The sequence below is a fragment of the Kitasatospora griseola genome, assembly GCF_044999035.1.
GTDB lineage: Bacteria > Actinomycetota > Actinomycetes > Streptomycetales > Streptomycetaceae > Kitasatospora > Kitasatospora griseola.
Window position 1 is genome coordinate 3,072,535 of the sequence record NZ_CP173360.1, and the last position, 18,983, is coordinate 3,091,517.

Genomic DNA, 18,983 nt, shown 5'->3' on the forward strand with positions numbered 1-18,983 from the left:
GGACCTTGTTGGGGGAACAGGCCGGCGGCTAGCCCAGCAGCGCGTCCACGAACGCCCCCGGCTCGAACGGCGCGAGGTCGTCCGCGCCTTCGCCGAGGCCGATCAGCTTGACGGGCACGCCGAGTTCGCGCTGCACCGAGATCACGATGCCGCCCTTCGCGGTGCCGTCGAGCTTGGTGAGCACGATGCCGGTGATGTCGACGACCTCGGCGAACACCCGGGCCTGCACCAGGCCGTTCTGGCCGGTGGTGGCGTCGAGGACGAGCAGGACCTCGTCGACCGGGCCGTGCTTCTCGACGACCCGCTTGACCTTGCCGAGTTCGTCCATCAGGCCGGTCTTGGTGTGCAGGCGGCCGGCGGTGTCCACCAGGACGGTGTCGACGCCGTCGGTGATGCCCTGCTTGACGGCGTCGAACGCGACGGAGGCCGGGTCGCCGCCCTCGGGGCCGCGGACGGTGTGCGCGCCGACCCGCTCGCCCCAGGTCTGGAGCTGGTCGGCGGCGGCGGCACGGAAGGTGTCGGCGGCGCCGAGCACGACCTTGCGGCCGTCGGCGACGAGGACGCGGGCGAGCTTGCCGGTGGTGGTGGTCTTGCCGACGCCGTTGACGCCGACCACCAGGACCACGGCGGGGCCGCCGTCGGTCTTGACGGAGTGGACGGTGCGGTCCAGCTCGGGGCCGATCAGCTTGATCAGCTCTTCGCGGAGCAGCCCGCGGAGCTCGTCGGGGGTGCGGGTGCCGAGCACCTTGACCCGGGTGCGCAGGTTGTCGACGAGTTCCTGGGTGGCGCCGACGCCGACGTCCGCGGTGAGGAGGGTCTCCTCGATCTCCTCCCAGGTGTCCTCGTCGAGGCGGTCGCGGGAGAGCAGGGTGAGCAGGCCCTTGCCGAGCGTGGACTGCGAGCGGGAGAGCCGCGAGCGCAGCCGCACCAGGCGTCCGGCGGTGGGTTCGGGGACCTCGATCGCGGGGGCGGCCTCCGCCTCCTCGATCCGCACTTCCTCGACGGGCTGCTCGGCCGCCGGCGCCTCGGCGGCCCCCGCCTCGACGGTCTCGGGAGCGGCGGCCTCGGGAGCCTCGGCCTCGGGAGCGGCGGTGGCCGGCGGCGCGGTGGGCTCGGCGGCCCCCTCGGTCGGCTTGGTGGGCGCGCTCGGCCGGTCGGCCGCGGGCGGCGCGGTGATCGTCGGGGTCTGGCTCGGCCTGTCCAGCTCTTTGCGTCGTCTGCCGGAAACGACGAGTCCGGTGATCGCGCCGATGGCGACCACCGCGATGACAACGGCAAGGATCACGTATTCCATAACCCGTCCAGTATCACTTAGCGCCTGCGCCGGCCCGGGTTGTGCGGGCTCCAGCCTTTCCGTCCTGTGCTGCCGTGCCTTTCTCGGGCATCCGCAGGCGCTGGCTGATCACCTGGGAGATGCCGTCGCCCTTCATGGTCACGCCGTACAGGGCGTCGGCGGATTCCATGGTGAGCTTCTGGTGGGTGATGACGATCAGCTGGGAACTCTCCCGCAGTTCTTCCATGATCGCGATCAGTCTGCGCAGATTGGTCTCGTCGAGCGCGGCCTCGACCTCGTCCATGACGTAGAACGGGCTGGGCCGCGCCTTGAAGATCGCCACCAGCAGTGCCACGGCGGTCAGCGAGCGTTCGCCGCCGGAGAGCAGCGAGAGCCGCTTGACCTTCTTTCCGGGCGGGCGGGCCTCGACCTCGACGCCGGTGGTGAGCATGTGCTCCGGGTCGGTGAGGACGAGCCGGCCCTCGCCGCCGGGGAACAGCCGGGCGAAGACGCCTTCGAACTGGGCGGCGGTGTCCTGGTAGGCGGCGGTGAACAGCTGCTCGACCCGGACGTCGACGTCACGGACGATGTCGAGCAGGTCGCGGCGGCTCTTGCGCAGGTCGTCGAGCTGTTCGCCGAGGAACTGGTGGCGGGCCTCCAGTGCGGCGAACTCCTCCAGTGCGAGCGGGTTGACCTTGCCGAGCTGCTGGTAGGCGCGTTCGGCGGCCTTGAGCCGCTTCTCCAGTTCCGCCCGGACGTACGGCCGGGGCTCCCCCGGTTCCTGGCCGTCCTCGGCCGGCGGCGCGGGGACGGGCCGGTCGGGGCCGTAGTCGGCGAGCAGTTCGGCGCCCTCGATGCCGAACTCCTCCAGCGCCTTGGCTTCCAACTGCTCGATCCGGAGCCGCTTCTCGGCGCGCAGCACCTCGTCGCGGTGCCCGGCGTCGACCAGCCGGTCGAGTTCGGCCTGGAGTTCGCGGCCGTGTTCGCGGAACTGGCGGAGTTCGCTCTCGCGGGTGGCCCGGTCGGCCTCGACGGCGGCGCGTTCGGTCTCGGCGGTGGCGAGGGTCTCCTCGATCCGGCCGAGCAGTTGGCGGGCGGCGGTGGCGACGGCTCCGGCGACGGCGGCTTCCCGGCGGGCGCGGGCGCGGCGTTCGGCGGCGCGGGCCCGGGCTTCGCGTTCGGTGCGGGCGGCGCGGTCCAACTGGTCGGCGCGGCCGGCGAGTCCGCGGACCCGTTCCTCGTGGGTGCGGACGGCGAGCCGGGCTTCCATCTCGGTCTGCCGGGCGGCCGTCCCGGAGGCGGCCAGCCGGTCGCGTTCGGCACTGTCGGGTTCGTCCTCGCCGTTGTCGGCCGACTCCTCGGCGGTGGCGAGGCGTTCGGCGAGCTCGTCGGCGGCGGTCCGGGCCTCGGCGAGGCCGCTCTCGGCCTTGGCGGCGGCGGTGGCGGTGCGTTCGGCCTCACCGGCGGCGGCACGCGCCGCGCCGCCCGAACGGCCGAGCGCCCCGGCGAGTTCGGCGCGCCGCTTCTCGCCCTGTCGGCGCTGCGCGGCCGACTCGTCGACCTCGGCGGCGAGCTCGCGACGGTGCTGCTGCGCCTCGGCGAGCCGGTGGGTCAACTCCTCGCAGCGGGTGTCGAGTTCTTCGATGCCGCGGGCGGCTTCGGCGACCGCGGCCCGGGTCTCCAGCTGACTGGGGGCGCCGGCCGAGCCGCCGTGCGCGAGGGCGGCGGAGAGCAGGTCGCCGTCCGGGGTGACGGCCGTCCACTGCGGGTGACGGTCGATCAACTTCCGCGCGGTGTCGAGGTCTTCCACCACAACGGTGCGGCGCAGCAGCAGCCGGGCGGCGGCGGCCATCGGGCCGTCGATCAACTCCCCTGCCGGGCGGGCTCCTTCGGGCGGGTCTTCGCCCGCGCCCGGCTCCGGGGCGGCGATCAGCAGCGCGGCCCGGCCGCCGTCCTCGGCGCGCAGCCGGGTGAGGGCCGCGGCGGCGGCGGCCACGTCCTCGACCGCGACGGCGTCGGCGGCGGCGCCCAGTGCGGCGGCGACGGCGAGTTCGAATCCGGGTTCGATGTGCAGCAGTTCGGCGGCGGGTCCGAGTACGCCGGGCCGGCCGAGCAGGGCGGCGCTGCCGTCCTTGCGGCGCAGAGCGAGGGCGAGGGTGTCGTGCCGGGCGGTGAGCGCGGCGCGTTCCTTCTCGGCCCCGGCGAGCGCCTCGCGGGCGGTGCCGGCGGCCCGTTCGGCGTCGGCGAGGGCGGCGCGGGCCAGGTCGTGGCGGCTCTCGGCCTCCTCGTCGCCGGCTTCGGTCCGTTCGCTGCGTTCGAGGAGTTCCCGGTGTTCGGCCTGGGCGGCCTCGGCGCGCAGCAGGGCTTCGTCGCGGGCGGTGGCGAGCCGTTCGGTCTCGGCTTCGGCGGCGGCGGCGCGGGAGCGGGCGGCGGCGGCCTGGCCCTGCAGCCGGGCCAGGCCCTCGCGCCGGTCGGCGATCGCCCGGGCGGCCGCTCTGAGTCGCAACTCCTCGGTGGCGAGGGCGCGTTCGAGCTCGGTGCGTTCCTCGACGGTTTCGGCGAGCGCGTCCTGGGCCTGCTCCAGGGCGGCTTCGAGGGCGGCTTCCTCCTCGCGGACCCGGGCGGCCTCGCGTTCCAGGTCCTCGGGGTCGCGGCCGCGCCGTTCCTCCAGCTGCCCGGCGGTGGTGGCGGCCCGGACCCGGGCTTCGGCGAGTCCGATGGTGCCGCGGGTGCGTTCGGCGAGCGCGGACAGCCGGTACCAGGTCTGCCGGGCGGCTTCCAGGGCCGGGCCGAGCTGTTCGACCTGGGCCTCCAGGACGGCTTCGCGCTGGACGGCGGCAGCGAGTTGCTGTTCGACGGTGGTGCGGCGCAGTTTCAGCGCCAACTCGTCGGCGACTTCCGCCTCGACGGCCTTGCGCAGGGCGAGCAGGTCGTCGGCGAGCAGCCGCAGCCGGGCGTCGCGCAGCTCGGCCTGGATGCCGGCGGCCCGCCGGGCGATCTTCGCCTGCCGCCCCAACGGGCCGAGCTGGCGGCGCAGTTCGGCGACCAGGTCCTGGACGCGGTTCAGGTTGGCCTGCATCGCGTCGATCTTCCGCAGCGCCTTCTCCTTGCGCTTGCGGTGCTTGAGGACGCCGGCCGCCTCCTCGATGAAGGCGCGCCGGCCCATCGGGTCGGCGTGCAGCACGGAGTCGAGCTGGCCCTGGCCGACGATCACGTGCATCTCGCGGCCGATGCCGGAGTCGGAGAGCAGTTCCTGGATGTCCAGGAGCCGGCAGACGGTGCCGTTGAGCGCGTACTCGCTGCCGCCGTTGCGGAACATCGTCCGGGTGATGGTGACTTCGGTGTAGTCGATGGGCAGCGCGCCGTCGGTGTTGTCGATGGTGAGGCTGACCTCGGCGCGGCCGAGCGGTGGGCGTCCGCTGGTCCCCGCGAAGATCACGTCCTCCATCTTGCCGCCGCGCAGCGACTTGGCGCCCTGTTCGCCCATCACCCAGGACAGTGCGTCGACCACGTTGGACTTGCCGGAGCCGTTGGGGCCGACCACGCAGGTGATGCCGGGTTCGAAGCGCAGCGTGGTCGCCGAGGCGAAGGACTTGAACCCGCGCAGGGTCAGGCTCTTCAGGTGCACCCGCCCGTCCTCCTCACCCTGTTGTGATCGCCGCCCGTGATCGCCGCCCGCGGGGGCCGTCCCGCACGGAGGCCCACCGCTGGCGACTGTATCCGGCCGGGCCGCCCGGCAGCCCTCAGGTGGGGGTTTGGCCACGCCGCGAGCGGGGCATGTTGCGGCAGAAGAAGACCGCGGACACGACGAAGGGACGTCCGCCTCGGACGTCCCTTGCAGGCTGCCATCCCCTTGTCGGGGACGCTCAGTGCGTCACAGCGTCGATCGTGAGGACCACGAGCGATCGGATGGACCGTGTCGATCAGGTGAGGGCCGGCTCGCGCTGGTCCAGGTCGATGCTGTTGAGCAACGAGTGCTCGTCAGCGACAGCGATCAGCGAGTCGTTCTCGGCCTGGAGCTTCATGAGCTCGTTCTCCAGGTCCTGGACGCGCTGCTGAAGCCGTCGCATCTCGGAGAGCATTCGCGGGTCGGGGCCGCCGACGTACCCGAGAAGCGCCTTTGCCATGATGTGTGGTCCTCCACGCTGAGTGACCGAACCGTGTACGGTGTGGGTCTTGGGGGAAGGGATACGCACGCGCCTGCGCGCCGGACGTGCTGGCTGGGCACTACGGGACTGCCGCTGGTGAGTGGCATGCTCACACGGCGGAGCCTCGCCGGTAAACTCAGACCTGTGCGCGGGTTTCCAGCGTCTCACCAAAGACGGTACGGGTCAACACGATCACCGCACGCTACCGCGCCCCTGTCACCTGCATGGCGGGGTCGTCACGCCGTCGGCCGGGGTAGTGGATCACTACGCTTGCGGAGTCAACCACGAGTCTGCCCGGATGGCAACCACACGACACCGGCAGTTGCCGGCGGCTCTCCTCCGACCGGCAACCGCGGTGTTCTCATCGGATCGCGAAGCCCTCGTACCCGTCGCCCACGGCGCTCCAGATTTCCGTGACTCCACTGACCCGACCTGGCGTTCCGGGCCCGCGAAGCGCGGCGAGCAGCCGTTCGCAGTCCTCCCGCGACCCCTCGGCGACCACCTGGACACGGCCGTCACCGAGATTGCTCGTGTAGCCCGTCAGCCCGATCTCCAGGGCCCTGGCCCTGGTCCACCAGCGGAACCCCACCTGCTGGACGCGCCCACGCACCCAGATGGTGGCGCGGACGGAACGGTGACTGTCGTGACCTTGCATGCGTCGACCATAGTCGGGCACTTCAGGGGCGCACGGAACGGACTTCACGCCCCTTCCACCGTGCCTCCCCACCGGCCCGTCCGCATTCACGCCATCGGCATCGCCGCTGTACCGCGGCATGACGAAGGGGTCAGCGGCGGGGCTCGGCCAGCCGGTGCAGCGTCCAGCCGCGGCCGGCCGGGTCCAGCGGGGCGGTGGCGGCGGTGAACAGCTCGGCGGCCCGGCGGTAGGAGAGCCGGGCCCGGCCGGTGAGCGGGCAGCGGTCGCGCTCCGGGGTGCCGGCCGGGGCGCGCCGGTCGGTGAGGAAGAGCGGACCGGCGCTGCGTCCGGCGATCAGCAGCGGCAGCAGTCGGGCGGCGCCGCCGCGCCAGCGCAGCGGGCGCTCGCCGGCGACGGGCCGGGCCTGCCGGTCGGCCGGGTCGAGCCGGTCCACGTCCAGCGCCAGCAGCCGTTCGATCGGTGCGCCGCTCTCCCGCACCAGGTGCCACAGGACCTTCTCGCGCAGTGGCGCCCGCAGCGCCAGCACGGCCCGCACCTGGGCGTCGGTGAGCGCGGGTTCGGGCGCGGCGGCGGGCAGCGGGCGCAGGCCCTCGGCGGGGTCGGCGGCCAGCCAGCCCCGCGCGCACCACCAGCGGGCGGCGGCCCGCAGCGCGGACAGCTCGCGGTTGGCGGTGCGCGCGCCGACCGCCTCGGCGCGGGCGGCGAACGCCTCGGCCACCCGCCGGGGCGCGTCCGGCCCGTCCAGCAGGGCGAGCGGCAGCACCGGCGGCGCGGCCCGCCGTCGCTCGGCGCCGACCGGCGGGGTGCGTCCGACCAGCAGCCAGGCCCAGGTGTGCAGGGCGATCCGGTAGACCCGCCGGGAGCCCTCCGACAGTCGGGCCTCCGCCAGGTAGTGCTCGGCCGCGACGGCGAACTCCACAGGTGTCACAGCCGCAGTAAATCGTGCACCCGACGAATCGTCAACACTGTGCTCCACTGCGGTAAATGCTGCGTTTACTGCGGCCGATCCGACCCCTCGCAATATTGATGCCGAGACGCTCAACTTTTTCACCGGAAGCCCTTGCCGGGCGCCTCGGCGGCGGGGCAGTCTGCCGGTCATGGTGCTGACCTCACGGCGGCTCGCCGTCCTGCGCGGGCGGGAGTTCCGCCTCTTCTTCATCGGCTTCGCCGTCTCCCTGTTCGGATCCTCGATGGCCTCGGTGGCGGTCACCTTCGCGGTGCTGGACGGCGGGGGCGGCGGCTCCGGGGTCGGCGTGGTGATGACCGCGCGGATCCTGCCGATCGTGCTGCTGCTGGTGCTCGGCGGTGCGGCCGCGGACCGGCTGGGCCCGCGCCGGGTGATGCTCGGCTCGGACGGGCTGCGCTGCGCGACCCAGGCGGCGACGGCGGTGCTGATGTTCACCGCGCACGGCCGGATCTGGGCGCTGGCCGTACTGATGGTGTTCTGGGGGCTGGCCGAGGCGGTGTTCATGCCGGCCCTGGACGCGCTGCTGCCACGGCTCGTCCCGACCGGTGAACTCGCGGACGCGAACGCCCTGTTGGGGATCGCCCGGAACGGCGCCGCGGTGGCCGGCCCGGCCCTCGCGGGTGTGCTGACCGCCGTCGCGGGCCCCGGCTGGGTGCTGCTGGTCGACGCCGTCTCGTACGCGGTCGGCGGCGTGGCGCTGGCCCTGCTCCGGCTGCCGCCCGCCGTGTCGGTGGCCGCCGCCGAGGAGTCCCTGTTCGCCGAGCTGCGGGCGGGCTGGAGCGAGTTCAGCTCCCGGCGGTGGCAGTGGGTGAGCGCGCTGCAGGCCTGCCTGTTCAACCTGCTGGTGTGGGCGCCGTTCCTGGTCCTCGGCCCGGTGGTGGCGGACGAGCGCCTCGGCGGGGCGGGCGGCTGGGGCCTGGTGATGGGCGCGTACGGGGTCGGCGCGGTGCTCGGCGGGCTGCTGCTGCTCGGCCGCCGGCCGGCCCGGCCGCTGCGGACGGCGGTCGCGGTGACGGTGGGCTGGGCGCTGCCCTCGGGTGCGCTGGCGCTGGGTTGGCCGCTGCCGCTGGTGGCGGTCGCCGCGGTCGGCGCGGGGGTCACCTCGATCGTCTGCGGCACCCTGTTCGCCACCCTGACGCAGCGGCACGTCCCGCCGGAGGCGCTGGGCCGGGTCAGCGCGTACGGGACGCTCGGCGCGTTCGCGTTCGGCCCGGTCGGGCTGGCGCTGGCGGGGCCGCTCGCGGACCGGGTCGGCGCGGCCCCGGTGCTGGGCTTCGGCGCCGCCTGGCAGGTGGCGTCCTGCGCGCTAACCCTACTGGTCCTGGGCCGCCGGGAGCCCGCCGAGCCGGTCGCCGCGGGGGCCGCCGAAGCCCCCTCCCCCGCCCGGGCATGACAGCGGCCCCCGGTCCGCGAAGGGACCGGGGGCCGGGGCAGTGGGTGATCGGACGTCAGTCGCCGAAGTCCCCGCCACCGAAGTCGCCACCGCCGAAGTCGCCGAAGCCGCCTCCGCCGCCGAAGTCACCGCCGCCGAAGTCGGCCCCGGAGAAGTCGGCGGAGTTGAACGCCGCACCCGAGTACTCGCCGGCGTCCGCGCCGCCGGTGTAGTCGGCGCCGCCGCCCTGGCCGTAGTCGCCGTGGCCGCCCGCGTAGGCGTAGCCGGGGCTGGAGATCATCGAGCCGAGCATGGTGCCGACCAGCAGGCCGGGGAGCATGCCGCCGCCGAAGTAGCCGCCCGCCCAGGGGCTGTAGGCCGGACCGGCGTTCCAGTACGGCTGGTGGCCGTGCTCGGTCTCCACGGTGCGGATGTACGGGTCCTGGCCGACGGCCAGGCGGGCCGCGTCGTCGGCGCAGGCGGGGACGGAGCGCGGCGCGCCGCCGGCCGGCGCCCACTGGACGTCGGTGGTGGAGGGTCCGTGCCGCGGGTCGAAGAAGCACGGGACGCGGCGCTCGGGCACCGGCCGGCCCTCGCGGCGGGCGGCCAGCGTGGCCAGCGCGAACCGGCCGTCCTCCAGTGCCTCGGTGACCGGGCGGACGTCGTCGGGCTTGGTGGCCTCGTCCATGGTCCGCTTGGCGCGGTCGTAGGAGTCCAGCGCCCGGGTGTAGTCGGCGCGCTGGGTGTCGTCCGCGCCGGGGGCGCCGGGGTTGAAGTCGAGCCGGTCGAGCTCCTCGCCGAACGCGGTGATGTCCTCGTCCACCACGGTGCGCAGCTGGGCGAGTTCGGCCCGGGCCTTCTCCTGCTTGCGCTTCTTGGCGCGGCGGAACAGCAGGAACACGCCGCCGCCGGCCAGCGCCAGCAGCGCCACGGGCACGACGATCCAGGCCGCGGAGGTGCTGTGCTGCGGGCCGTCGCCCTTGGTCTGCTTGACGGCCTGGTCGACGAACTCGTTGACGGTGGCGTTGATGTCGCCGCTGTTCGAGCGGAAGGACGCGCCGGCGAGCTTGGTCGCGGAGTCCTTCGACAGGGCCTTGGCGTCGGCGCGGGCGTCGAACCCGTTGCCCCGCCACACCGCGTAGACGCCGACGATGCCGACCTTGGTGCGCAGGTCGTTCATCAGGTTCTTCGGGGCGTAGGCCTGGCTGTCCGGCAGCACCGCGACGAAGATCGGCTTGTCGGCCTTCTTCAGTTTCTTCGCCAGCGCCTCGGCCTGGTCGTTGGAGAACCGGCCGGTCATCGCCGGGTCGACGTAGACCTGGCTCTTCTTCAGCGAGTCGGCAGCGTCGTTCAACCCGGCCGCCTGGGCGGGCGCGGACAGTCCGAGGACCATCAGCAGGCCGAGCAGAGCTGCCAGCACGGCGGCCGGCCCGGTGGCTCGGGAGCGGCGAAGCACAGTTCTCATACTCAGACCGTACCTGTCGCATCCCCGGATCCACGCCCTACCCGGGGACGGTCCGACCCCGAGTCTCCCCCCTACCCGGGGACGAGCCGGCCCCCGAGAACCCCCGCCGACCGGCCGGAGTTGGGCCCCGACCCACCGCGTCCGGGCGGCGAGCAGGCATAGTGGTGACGATCTTCCCTCCCGCGACAGGAGACCCCAGCGTGATCCTCGGCCTCGTCACCGCCGTCGCCGCGTCCGTCTGTTACGGCACCGGGTCGGTGCTGCAAGCCGTCGGCGCCCGGCGTTCGGCCCGGCAGGAGGCGGCCGACGGCACCGTCACCGAGCACGGCGGGCCGAGCCTCGCCTCCACTGCGAAGGCCGCCGTCACCTGGGAGTTCATCCTCGGCACGGTGCTGGACTTCATCGGTTTCGGGCTGGGCGCACTGGCCGCGCGGCTGCTGCCGCTGTTCCTGTCGCAGACCATCATCAGCGCCAACCTGGTGATCACCGCGGTGCTGTCGATCAAGCTGCTCGGGCTGAGGCTCCGTCAGCTGGAGTGGCTGTCCATCGGCGTCCTGTGCAGTGCCCTGGTGCTGCTCGCCGTCGCCGCCGGGCCGGAGGGCGGCCACCACGCCGCCCGGGAGTTCCACTGGGCGCTGCTGATCGGCTCCATGGTGCTGATCGCCGGCGGCTCGCTGATCGTCCGGCGGCTCGGCTCCAGCGGGGCGATCGTGGCCGGTCTGCTGTCCGGTCTCGGCTTCGGCGCGCTGGGCATCGGGGTCCGCATCCTGGACGGCATCGAGCCGTTCTCGATCACCGCGCTGCTCTCCGACCCGGCGCTGTACGCCATCCTGATCGCCGGCATCGGCGGCATGTACCTGCACACCGTCGCCCTCCAGGTCGGCTCCGTCAACGGCGCGACCGCCGCGCTGGTGGTCGGCGAGACCGTCGTCCCGGGCGCGGTCGGCGTCCTGTGGCTCGGCGACTCCTCCCGCCCGGGCCTGGCCTGGCTGGCCGTGCTCGGCTTCGTCCTCGCGGTGGTGAGCGCCGTCGGCGTCGCCTACTTCGGCGAGGACGGCGGGGCGATCCAGGCGGCCGCCGAGGAGGAGAAGAAGGCGAAGGCCGCCCACTGACGGGTCAGCGGGGGCGGCGCTGGCACTTCGGGCAGTAGTGGCTGGAGCGGTTCATCCAGGCGTCGCGGCGCATCGCCGTCCCGCAGCGGCGGCAGGGCTCGCCCTCGCGGCCGTAGGCGTCCAGGTCGCGGGAGAAGTAGCCGCTCTCGCCGTTGACGTTGACGTACAGCGAGTCGAAGCTCGTCCCGCCGACGGCCAGCGCCGCCGTCATCACGTCCCGGGCGTGGCCGAGCAGTTCGAGCGCGGCGGGGCGGGTCAGGGTGGCGGTGGGGCGGTCGTAGTGCAGCCTGCTGCGCCACAGCGCCTCGTCGGCGTAGATGTTGCCGACGCCGCTGATCAGCGTCTGGTCGAGCAGGGCCCGCTTCACGGTGGTGCGCTTGGCCTTCAGCGCGGTGGCGAACGCGGCGTCGTCGAAGCGCGCGTCGAGCGGGTCGCGGGCGATGTGGGCGAGCGAGAGCGGAGTGGACTCGGGGTCGTCCGGCTCGGTCTCCTCGACGGCGAGGCCGCCGAAGGTGCGCTGGTCGACGAAGCGCAGTTCGGTGCCGCAGTCGGCGAACCGGAGCCGCGCCCGCAGGTGCACCGAGTCGGCCATGTCGGCTTCCTGGACGAGCAGTTGGCCGCTCATGCCGAGGTGGCCGATCATCGACAGGCCGTCGCCGAGCGGCACCCACAGGTACTTGCCGCGGCGCTGCGGATCGCCGAGCGTGCGGCCGCGCAGCAGTGCGGTGAACTCCTCGGCGCCGCCGGCCTGTCGGCGGACGGCGCGCGGGTGCAGCACCTCGACGTCGCTGACGGTCCGTCCGGCGGCCCAACGGGCCAGACCGCGGCGGACGACTTCGACCTCGGGGAGTTCGGGCACGGCGGTCAGGCGGTCGCGGTCGGCTGGTCGCCCTCGGTGCTGCCGTCCTGCTTCGCCCTGATGGCGCGCCAGGCGGATTCGGCGGCCTTCTGCTCGGCTTCCTTCTTGGAGCGTCCGCTCCCGGAGCCGTAGTCCTGGCCGGCCACCCGGGCGGCGGCGGTGAAGGTCTTCTCGTGGTCCGGTCCGGACTCGGTGACCACGTACTCGGGAACACCGATGCCGACGGCGGCGGTGAGTTCCTGGAGACTGGTCTTCCAGTCGAGTCCGGCGCCGAGCAGCGCGGATTCCGCGATCAGCGGGTCGAACAGCTGGTGGACGAAGTCCGTCGCCGAGTCGAGGCCCTTGTCGAGGTAGATGGCGCCGATCACGGCCTCGACGGTGTCGGCGAGGATCGACGACTTGTCGCGGCCGCCGGTCCCTTCCTCACCCTTGCCGAGCCGGATGAAGGCTCCGAGGTCCAGGCCGCGGCCGACCTCGGCGAGCGCGCGGGAGTTGACCACCGCGGCGCGGAGTTTGGCGAGCGTCCCCTCGGCGACCTCCGGGTGGAGGCGGTAGAGGGTGTCGGTCACCACCAGGCCCAGCACCGAGTCGCCGAGGAACTCCAGGCGCTCGTTGGTGGGCAGCCCGCCGTTCTCGTACGCGTACGAGCGGTGGGTCAGGGCACGTACCAGAAGGGCGCGCTCAAGTGGATACCCGAGGCGCCCTTCCAGGACGTCGTATTCGGTCGAAGCCGGCCCGCCGCCCTTACCCCCGTTGGTCCCGGGGTTCGGCTTGCGAGAGGAATTGCTGCCGTCCGACATCGATCCGTGCACCCCGCCGATCAGACCGAGAGGACCTGGCGACGGTTGTACGTGCCGCAGCTCGGGCACGCGATGTGCGCGAGCTTCGGCTCGTGGCAGCGGTCGCACGCGACGAGCGCGGGCACGACGGCCTTCCAGTTGGAACGCCGGTGACGCGTGTTGCTGCGCGACATCTTCCGCTTCGGAACAGCCACGGTAAATCTCCTGGTTCTACGGCGAGACCCTCACGGGTACCGCTGTGTCTTATTCCTCGTCACCCTCGTCGCCGGGGGCGGCGGAGAGTCCCTGCAGAGCCGCCCACCGGGGGTCGGCGGCGTCGTGGTGGTGCGACGGGTCGTCGCTCAGGCGGGCCCCGCATTCGGAGCACAGACCCAGGCAGTCGTCCTGGCACACCGGCTGCAGCGGCAGTGCGAGCACCACCGCGTCACGCAGCACCGGCTGGAGGTCGAACAGGTCGCCCTCCAGACGGTAAGTCTCGTCCTCGGACTCCTCGTCGAAGTCGTCTCCCGCGATCGCGCGGTGACGCTCCTCGGACTCCGGGTAGTAGTAGAGCTCCTGGAAGTCGACCTCCAGGTCGTCCTCCAGGGGCTCCAGGCAGCGGGAGCACTCGCCGGTCACGTGGGCCTCGGCGGTGCCGGTGACCAGCACGCCCTCGACCACGGACTCCAGGCGGAGCTCCAGCTTGATCTCGCTCTTCTCGGGGACGCCGATCACATCCGCGACGCCCAGCTCCGCGGGGGCCTCCAGGGTGCGGGACACCTTGCGCAGCGAGCCGGGGCGACGGCCGAGCTCATGCGTGTCGAACACGAGCGGGTCGCGGTGGTCGAGGCGGTTCAAGGCTTCCTGACTTCCTGGTGGCGCACGCATTCCTGCGTGACGCGGACTGTAGGTTCCTGCGGTGCGCGGCCCGGACGCGGGCACGCGGCGAACCCGGCACGAGCAGGCCGGAGTGGTCAGACTACCCGAGAGTCCGGGCCGAACCCAACTCGCCCGTTCACCGGCCGCCGAGCTCCCGCAGCCGGGTCATGTCGATCATGCTGGTGTCGAAGAAGCTGGTCTCGTCCAGCCCGGCCTGCTGCTGCTGGGGCAACTGGGGCAGTTGCTGCGGCTGCGGCGGGTAGCCGTTCGGGTCGACGGGCAGCGGGTTGCCCCACTGGTCGTAGCCCGGCTGCTGGTACTGCTGCTGCTGGTAGTACGCCGGGTCGACCGGCTGTTGGTAGCCGTAGGGCTGCCCGTACGGGTCGGCCTGCGGGGCCGCCGCCGGGTCGTAGCCGCCGCCGTACGCCTCGGCGTACTGCGGGGACTGCGGCTGGCCGTACTGGTCCTCGGCGGGGTTCTGCCAGCCCGCCGCGGCCGGGGTCTGCTCCGGCCAGGTCTGCTGCTGCGGGACGTCCGCGTACCAGGACTGCTCGCCGTCGGCGTCGGCGAAGCCGGCCGCCACCGCCTCGGCGCGGTTCCTGAGCTGCTGGACCTCGTCGGCGGCGGCCAGGTAGGCGCCCAGCTCGTCGATCGGGGCCTTGCCGAGCAGCTTGTCCCGGCCCTTGCCGACCGCTTCCAGGGTCGCCGAGAGCACCGCCTCCAGGGTGGCGAGCTTCACATCGACGTACTCGTCGGCCTCCGGGCTGAGGCTGACCCGCTGCGGCTGGAACTCCTCGCCGTCCTCGGGGCCCTCGCCCTCCGGCTGGTACACCCCGGCCTCGCCGCGCAGCTTCTGCCGGCCGCGGCCGACCGCGCCGAGCGTCTTGGTGAGCACCACCTCGAAGTTGGCGAGCTTGGAGTCGACGTAGTCGTCCGCCTCGGCGCGCTTGGTGCGCTCCTCGGTGCGGGCCTCGGCGAGGATCCGGTCCGCCTCGGCCTGCGCCTTGCGCACCACCTCGGTGTCGGAGATCAGCGAGCCGCGCTCGTCGTGCGCGCCGCGGATGATCTGGTCGGCCTGCGCCTGGGCGTCGGCCACCATCTGCTGATGGTCCGCCACCACCGACTGCGCCTGGGCGAGTTCGGCGGGCATCGTGTCGCGCAGCTCGCGCAGCAGGCCGGTCAGTTCGGCACGGTTCACCACGCAGGAGGACGACATCGGCATCGCCTTGGCCTTCTCGACCACGGCGATGATCTCGTCGAGTTTCTGCTGCACGTCCACGGGTGTCTTCAGTCTTTCCGTGTGCCGCCGAGGTGCGGCGGAGGCAGTGCCACGAGGCCGCGAAACGCGGTCCCGGGGCCGGGAGTACAGACTGTACGGCCACCCACCCCGCCGCTCACAACGCCTCCGTCACTTGCGGCGTTCGGCGATCCGCTCGACCAGTCGCGCGTGCACGACTCCCGGCAGCAGGTGGGAGACGTCGCCGCCCAGCGAGGCCACTTCCTTGACCAGGCTGGAGGACAGGAAGCTGTACGTCGGCGAGGTCGGCACGAACAGCGTCTCCACGCCGCTCAGGCCGTGGTTCATCTGCGCCATCTGCAGCTCGTAGTCGAAGTCGCTGACCGCGCGCAGGCCCTTGATGATCGCCGGGATGCCGCGCGCCGTGCAGTAGTCCACCAGCAGGCCGCTGTGCGACTCCACCTGGATGTTGTCCAGGTGCGCGGTGGTCTCCTCGATCAGGGCGATCCGCTCGTCGACCGAGAACATCCCCTGCTTGCTGCGGTTCACCGCCACCGCCACGTGCACCACGTCGTACAGCTTCGAGGCCCGCTCGATGATGTCGAGGTGTCCGTTGGTGATGGGGTCGAAGGACCCCGGACAGACGGCGCGGCGCATGGATGTGCTCCCTTGTGGGGCGGGATGTTCTGCTACGAGTCTTGGTCAGCCCCGGTAGCGGCGCGACCGTACCAGAGCGTGCCCTCGCCGTACCGGCGCGAGCGCAGCCCTTCGAAGCCGTCCGGCCAGCCGAACTCGCCCCCTCGGGTGCTGCGTTCCACGGTGACGAGAACATGCTCGGACAGCCAGCCCCCGGAACGGAGTGTGACCAGCATCTCCCGCAGCACCTCGTCCTCGACCGCGTACGGCGGGTCCAGGAAGACCAGGTCGTACGGCTCGGCCGGCGGGGCGCCCGCGATCACCTTCTCCGCCTTGTCCGCCCGCACCTCCGCGCCCGGCAGCCCCAGCGTCCGGACGTTCTCCCGCACCGTCTTCACCGCGCTCGCGTCCGCCTCCACCAGCAGCGCGTGCGCCGCGCCCCGGGACAGCGCTTCCAGCCCGACCGCGCCGCTGCCCGCGAACAGGTCCAGCATCCGCGCCCCGGCGATCGGCCCGAACAGCGACTCGACGGTGGAGAACATCGCCTCCCGCGCCTTGTCGGAGGTCGGACGGGTGTTCCGGCCGGGCGGGGCGGCGAGCGGGCGGCCTCCGGCAACACCGGCGATGACGCGGGGCATGGAGTTGTCCTTTGCGGGTGGGAACAGGCAGGGGCGCGAGGAACTGCGCGCCCGACCATAGCCGACAAAAAGTGCACGGCAGATCGGAGCAGCCCCTCGCGCCCTGGTGTCTCAGCGCAGACGGTCACTCATTGGACGCCGCGCCCAGCAGGGTCGGCGACGCGTACCGGGACCAGGACAGGCAGCCGTCCGGCGGGCAGTACTCCGGGCGGCGCGGGTCGTGGCCGAGCTCGCGCAGCTTGGTGCGGACGGAGTCGGGCGTGCGGCCGTAGCGGGCGGCGATCCGGGCGATGGTGTCGCCGTCGTGGAAACGGCGGACCAGCTCCTCCTCGTGCTGCGGCACCCAGGGGGCGCCGTGGCCGGGGTAGAGCTCGCGCAGCACGTCGCGGTCGGGGATGGGCTCGGAGACGTCGGCGACGATCGCCAGCGCGCGCAGGGCGCGGTTGAGCGCGATGCGCAGCGAGGCGACGTCCTCCACCGGGAGGCGGAGCTTGCCGGAGGCGACCGGGTTGGCGGAGTTGCCCTCGCGCCAGCCGGTCAGGGTGAGGGTGACTTCGCGGTCGTCTTCGCTGGCGACCTCGATCCGGAAGACCTTGTCGCCGAGCGGGAGCTCGTTGAGGTGACGGAATGCCATGCAATGACCCCCAAGTCTCGTGCCGGGGGCGCCACTTGGAGTGCGCCCCGAACAACTACATTCTCTCCCGGGGCACTGACAATCGGTCCTGCTCGAACGGCCCTTTCAGCCCTTCTCCAGGTACTCCGCGCGGTCCTCGTCGAGCAGGCTCTCCAGGGCGGTGCGCAGTTCGGGGTGGGCGGCGAGTTCGGGGTCGACGGCGACCAGCCTGGTGGCCTCGGCGCGGGCGGTGGCGATGACGTCCTCGTCGTCGAGGACGGAGAGCACCTTGAGCGAGGACTTCACGCCGGACTGCGCCTGGCCGAGCACGTCGCCCTCGCGGCGCTGTTCGAGGTCGATCCGGGAGAGCGCGAAGCCGTCCAGGGTGCCGGCCACCGCGTCGAGCCGGGCACGGGCGGCGCTGGCCGCGGGCATGTCGCTGACCAGCAGGCACAGGCCGGCGGCGGAGCCCCGGCCGACCCGGCCGCGCAGCTGGTGGAGCTGGGAGACGCCGAACCGGTCCGCGTCCATGATCACCATGACGGTGGAGTTGGGGACGTTGACGCCGACCTCGATGACGGTGGTGGCGACCAGCACGTCGACCTCGCCGGCGGCGAAGCGGCGCATCACGTCGTCCTTGGCCTCCGGGGCGAGCCGGCCGTGCAGGATCTCCACCCGCAGTCCGGCGAGCGGGCCCTTGGCGAGCTTGTCCGCGGTCTCCACGACGGCGAGCGGGGGCCGCCGCTCCTCGCTGTCCGCGCCGCCGCCCGCGTCGACCTCCTCCGGGTCCTCCGTGCGCTTCTTCTTCCCCTTCGGCTGCTCGTCCTCGTCGCCGATCCGCGGGCAGACCACGTACGCCTGGTGGCCCTTGCCGACCTCCTCGCGGACGCGCTCCCAGGCGCGGGTGAGGAAGTTGGGCTTCTCCAGGGCGGGGACGACGTGGGTGGAGATCGGGGAGCGGCCGGACGGCAGCTGGTCGAGGACGGAGGTCTCCAGGTCGCCGAAGACCGTCATCGCGACGGTGCGCGGGATCGGGGTGGCGGTCATCACCAGCAGGTGCGGGGGCTGTTCGCCCTTGGCGCGCAGCGCGTCGCGCTGCTCGACGCCGAACCGGTGCTGTTCGTCGACCACCACCAGGCCGAGGTCGGCGAACTGCACCTTGTCCTCGATCAGGGCGTGCGTGCCGATGGTGATGCCGGCCTTGCCGGAGGCCATGTCGAGCATCGCGCCGCGGCGGGCGGCGGCGCCCATCGAGCCGGTGAGCAGGGCGACCCGGGTGCCGATCTCGGAGCCGCCGATCATGCCGGCCTCGGCGAGGTCGCCCATCATCTCGACGATGGAGCGGTGGTGCTGCTGGGCGAGCACCTCGGTGGGCGCGAGCAGCACGGCCTGGCCGCCGGCGTCGACCACGGCGAGCATGGCGCGCAGCGCGACCAGGGTCTTGCCGGAGCCGACCTCGCCCTGCAGCAGCCGGTGCATGGGGTGCTCGGTGGCGAGGTCGGCGAAGATCTCGGCGCACACCTTCTGCTGGCCGTCCGTCAGCGTGAACGGCAGTCGGGCGTCGAAGGCGTCCAGCACGCCGCCGGGGACGGCGCGGCGCGGGACGGCGGGCAGCGCGGAGTCGGCGGCCCGGCGCTGGGCGAGCGCGACCTGGAGGACGAACGCCTCGTCCCAGCGCAGCCGGTTCTGGGCGCGTTCCTTCTCCACCTGGTTCCGCGGGCGGTGGATCAGTTCGAGCGCCTCGGGCAGCGGGATCAGGTCGTGCTCGGCGCGCAGGTCGGCGGGCAGCGGCTCGCCGACGTCCCCCAGGTGCTTGGTGAGGGCGAGCTCGACGCAGAGCGAGAGCTTCCAGCTGGGCAGCTGGGCGCTCGCCGGGTAGACCGGGATGAGCCGGCCGGCGAACTGCTTCGCCGCCGACGAGCCCTCCTCGTCGTCGATCAACTGGTAGTCGGGCGAGGCGAGTTGACGCGTCCGGTTGAACATGCCGACCTTGCCGGCGAACAGGCCCTGCTGGCCGGGCTTGAGGTCCTTCTGCCGCCAGCCCTGGTTGAAGAACACCAGGGACAGCCGGGACCGGCCGTCGGTGACCACCACTTCCAGCCGGTCGCCCTTGCGGCCGCGGAACGGGATCAGCGTGACCTTCTCGATCCGGGCCAGCACGGTGACGTGCTCGTCCACCTCCAGCTCGTCCAGGCTGGTGAGTTGGCCGCGCTCGACGTACCGGCGCGGGTAGTGGTGCAGCAGGTCGCCGACCGTGCGCAGCTTGAGGGAGTCGGCCAGCACCTTCGCGGTGCGGTCGCCGACCAGGTCCTTCAGTGGTTCATCGAGAGCGCCCATCGGGTCCCATTTC

The 18,983-nt window shown here is 72.9% G+C and carries 17 protein-coding genes; 2 read left to right on the plus strand and 15 right to left on the minus strand.

From position 1 onward, the window contains the following. Nucleotides 1–28: 28 nt before the first annotated feature. From ftsY to ACI1MP_RS13755, 5 genes are all read right to left on the minus strand, one after another. Complete coding sequence (gene ftsY, locus ACI1MP_RS13735; protein ID WP_404868765.1) at nt 29–1,294, minus strand: signal recognition particle-docking protein FtsY; 1,266 nt, start codon at nt 1,292–1,294, stop codon at nt 29–31. 13 nt (nt 1,295–1,307) lie between these two features. After that, the gene (gene smc / locus ACI1MP_RS13740; protein WP_404868766.1) at nt 1,308–4,901 is read right to left on the minus strand and encodes a chromosome segregation protein SMC; all 3,594 of its coding nucleotides are present in this window, start codon (nt 4,899–4,901) and stop codon (nt 1,308–1,310) included. A gap of 295 nt (nt 4,902–5,196) precedes the next feature. Beyond that, nucleotides 5,197–5,400 carry a hypothetical protein gene (locus ACI1MP_RS13745; protein ID WP_404868767.1) on the minus strand — a complete coding sequence of 68 codons (204 nt, stop codon included), beginning with the start codon at nt 5,398–5,400 and terminating at the stop codon, nt 5,197–5,199. 382 nt (nt 5,401–5,782) lie between these two features. After that, the gene (locus ACI1MP_RS13750; protein WP_043916156.1) at nt 5,783–6,076 is read right to left on the minus strand and encodes an acylphosphatase; all 294 of its coding nucleotides are present in this window, start codon (nt 6,074–6,076) and stop codon (nt 5,783–5,785) included. Nucleotides 6,077–6,206: 130 nt separating this feature from the next. Beyond that, on the minus strand, nt 6,207–7,004 hold the full coding sequence (locus ACI1MP_RS13755; protein ID WP_404868768.1) for a hypothetical protein: 798 nt from the start codon (nt 7,002–7,004) through the stop codon (nt 6,207–6,209). A 169-nt stretch (nt 7,005–7,173) separates the two neighbouring features. Here ACI1MP_RS13755 and ACI1MP_RS13760 point away from each other — a divergent pair, with 169 nt between their 5' ends. After that, nucleotides 7,174–8,436, plus strand: a complete 1,263-nt coding sequence (locus ACI1MP_RS13760) for an MFS transporter (protein WP_404868769.1) — start codon at nt 7,174–7,176, stop codon at nt 8,434–8,436. A gap of 55 nt (nt 8,437–8,491) precedes the next feature. On the opposite strand, the gene ACI1MP_RS13765 is transcribed toward ACI1MP_RS13760, so the two are convergent. Then, entirely contained in the window at nt 8,492–9,880 is a 1,389-nt protein-coding gene (locus tag ACI1MP_RS13765) for a hypothetical protein (RefSeq protein WP_404868770.1), read from the minus strand. 200 nt (nt 9,881–10,080) lie between these two features. On the opposite strand from ACI1MP_RS13765, the gene ACI1MP_RS13770 reads away from it, so the two are divergent. Continuing rightward, nucleotides 10,081–10,992 (plus strand): hypothetical protein, encoded by a 912-nt coding sequence (locus tag ACI1MP_RS13770; protein WP_404868771.1) that lies wholly within the window; start codon nt 10,081–10,083, stop codon nt 10,990–10,992. 4 nt (nt 10,993–10,996) lie between these two features. Here the strand turns inward: ACI1MP_RS13770 and mutM are convergent, their stop codons facing one another. The 9 genes from mutM to recG form a co-directional block, all read right to left on the minus strand. Then, entirely contained in the window at nt 10,997–11,851 is an 855-nt protein-coding gene (gene mutM / locus ACI1MP_RS13775) for a bifunctional DNA-formamidopyrimidine glycosylase/DNA-(apurinic or apyrimidinic site) lyase (protein ID WP_404868772.1), read from the minus strand. 5 nt (nt 11,852–11,856) lie between these two features. Beyond that, the gene (rnc, locus tag ACI1MP_RS13780; RefSeq protein WP_380334092.1) at nt 11,857–12,651 is read right to left on the minus strand and encodes a ribonuclease III; all 795 of its coding nucleotides are present in this window, start codon (nt 12,649–12,651) and stop codon (nt 11,857–11,859) included. A gap of 20 nt (nt 12,652–12,671) precedes the next feature. After that, complete coding sequence (gene rpmF / locus ACI1MP_RS13785; RefSeq protein WP_035866499.1) at nt 12,672–12,845, minus strand: 50S ribosomal protein L32; 174 nt, start codon at nt 12,843–12,845, stop codon at nt 12,672–12,674. A gap of 49 nt (nt 12,846–12,894) precedes the next feature. Then, nucleotides 12,895–13,518, minus strand: coding sequence for a DUF177 domain-containing protein (locus ACI1MP_RS13790; RefSeq protein WP_043916150.1), 624 nt, complete (start codon nt 13,516–13,518; stop codon nt 12,895–12,897). A gap of 127 nt (nt 13,519–13,645) precedes the next feature. Beyond that, nucleotides 13,646–14,788, minus strand: a complete 1,143-nt coding sequence (locus ACI1MP_RS13795; RefSeq protein ID WP_380334089.1) for a cell division initiation protein — start codon at nt 14,786–14,788, stop codon at nt 13,646–13,648. 129 nt (nt 14,789–14,917) lie between these two features. Then, complete coding sequence (coaD, locus tag ACI1MP_RS13800; protein ID WP_043916148.1) at nt 14,918–15,403, minus strand: pantetheine-phosphate adenylyltransferase; 486 nt, start codon at nt 15,401–15,403, stop codon at nt 14,918–14,920. A gap of 32 nt (nt 15,404–15,435) precedes the next feature. After that, on the minus strand, nt 15,436–16,020 hold the full coding sequence (rsmD, locus tag ACI1MP_RS13805; protein WP_100590046.1) for a 16S rRNA (guanine(966)-N(2))-methyltransferase RsmD: 585 nt from the start codon (nt 16,018–16,020) through the stop codon (nt 15,436–15,438). 124 nt (nt 16,021–16,144) lie between these two features. Next, nucleotides 16,145–16,654 (minus strand): hypothetical protein, encoded by a 510-nt coding sequence (locus ACI1MP_RS13810; protein WP_043916146.1) that lies wholly within the window; start codon nt 16,652–16,654, stop codon nt 16,145–16,147. Nucleotides 16,655–16,759: 105 nt separating this feature from the next. Further along, entirely contained in the window at nt 16,760–18,970 is a 2,211-nt protein-coding gene (recG, locus tag ACI1MP_RS13815) for an ATP-dependent DNA helicase RecG (RefSeq protein ID WP_404868773.1), read from the minus strand. Nucleotides 18,971–18,983: the final 13 nt, after the last annotated feature.

What these genes read in the sequence shown, in the direction of transcription:
- ftsY (WP_404868765.1), bottom strand. Translation starts at nt 1,294, where the DNA reads ATGGAATACGTGATCCTTGCCGTTGTCATCGCGGTGGTCGCCATCGGC.
- ACI1MP_RS13745 (WP_404868767.1), bottom strand. Translation starts at nt 5,400, where the DNA reads ATGGCAAAGGCGCTTCTCGGGTACGTCGGCGGCCCCGACCCGCGAATG.
- ACI1MP_RS13750 (WP_043916156.1), bottom strand. Translation starts at nt 6,076, where the DNA reads ATGCAAGGTCACGACAGTCACCGTTCCGTCCGCGCCACCATCTGGGTG.
- ACI1MP_RS13760 (WP_404868769.1), top strand. Translation starts at nt 7,174, where the DNA reads ATGGTGCTGACCTCACGGCGGCTCGCCGTCCTGCGCGGGCGGGAGTTC.
- ACI1MP_RS13765 (WP_404868770.1), bottom strand. Translation starts at nt 9,880, where the DNA reads ATGAGAACTGTGCTTCGCCGCTCCCGAGCCACCGGGCCGGCCGCCGTG.
- rnc (WP_380334092.1), bottom strand. Translation starts at nt 12,651, where the DNA reads ATGTCGGACGGCAGCAATTCCTCTCGCAAGCCGAACCCCGGGACCAAC.
- ACI1MP_RS13790 (WP_043916150.1), bottom strand. Translation starts at nt 13,518, where the DNA reads ATGCGTGCGCCACCAGGAAGTCAGGAAGCCTTGAACCGCCTCGACCAC.
- coaD (WP_043916148.1), bottom strand. Translation starts at nt 15,403, where the DNA reads ATGCGCCGCGCCGTCTGTCCGGGGTCCTTCGACCCCATCACCAACGGA.
- rsmD (WP_100590046.1), bottom strand. Translation starts at nt 16,020, where the DNA reads ATGCCCCGCGTCATCGCCGGTGTTGCCGGAGGCCGCCCGCTCGCCGCC.
- ACI1MP_RS13810 (WP_043916146.1), bottom strand. Translation starts at nt 16,654, where the DNA reads ATGGCATTCCGTCACCTCAACGAGCTCCCGCTCGGCGACAAGGTCTTC.
- recG (WP_404868773.1), bottom strand. Translation starts at nt 18,970, where the DNA reads ATGGGCGCTCTCGATGAACCACTGAAGGACCTGGTCGGCGACCGCACC.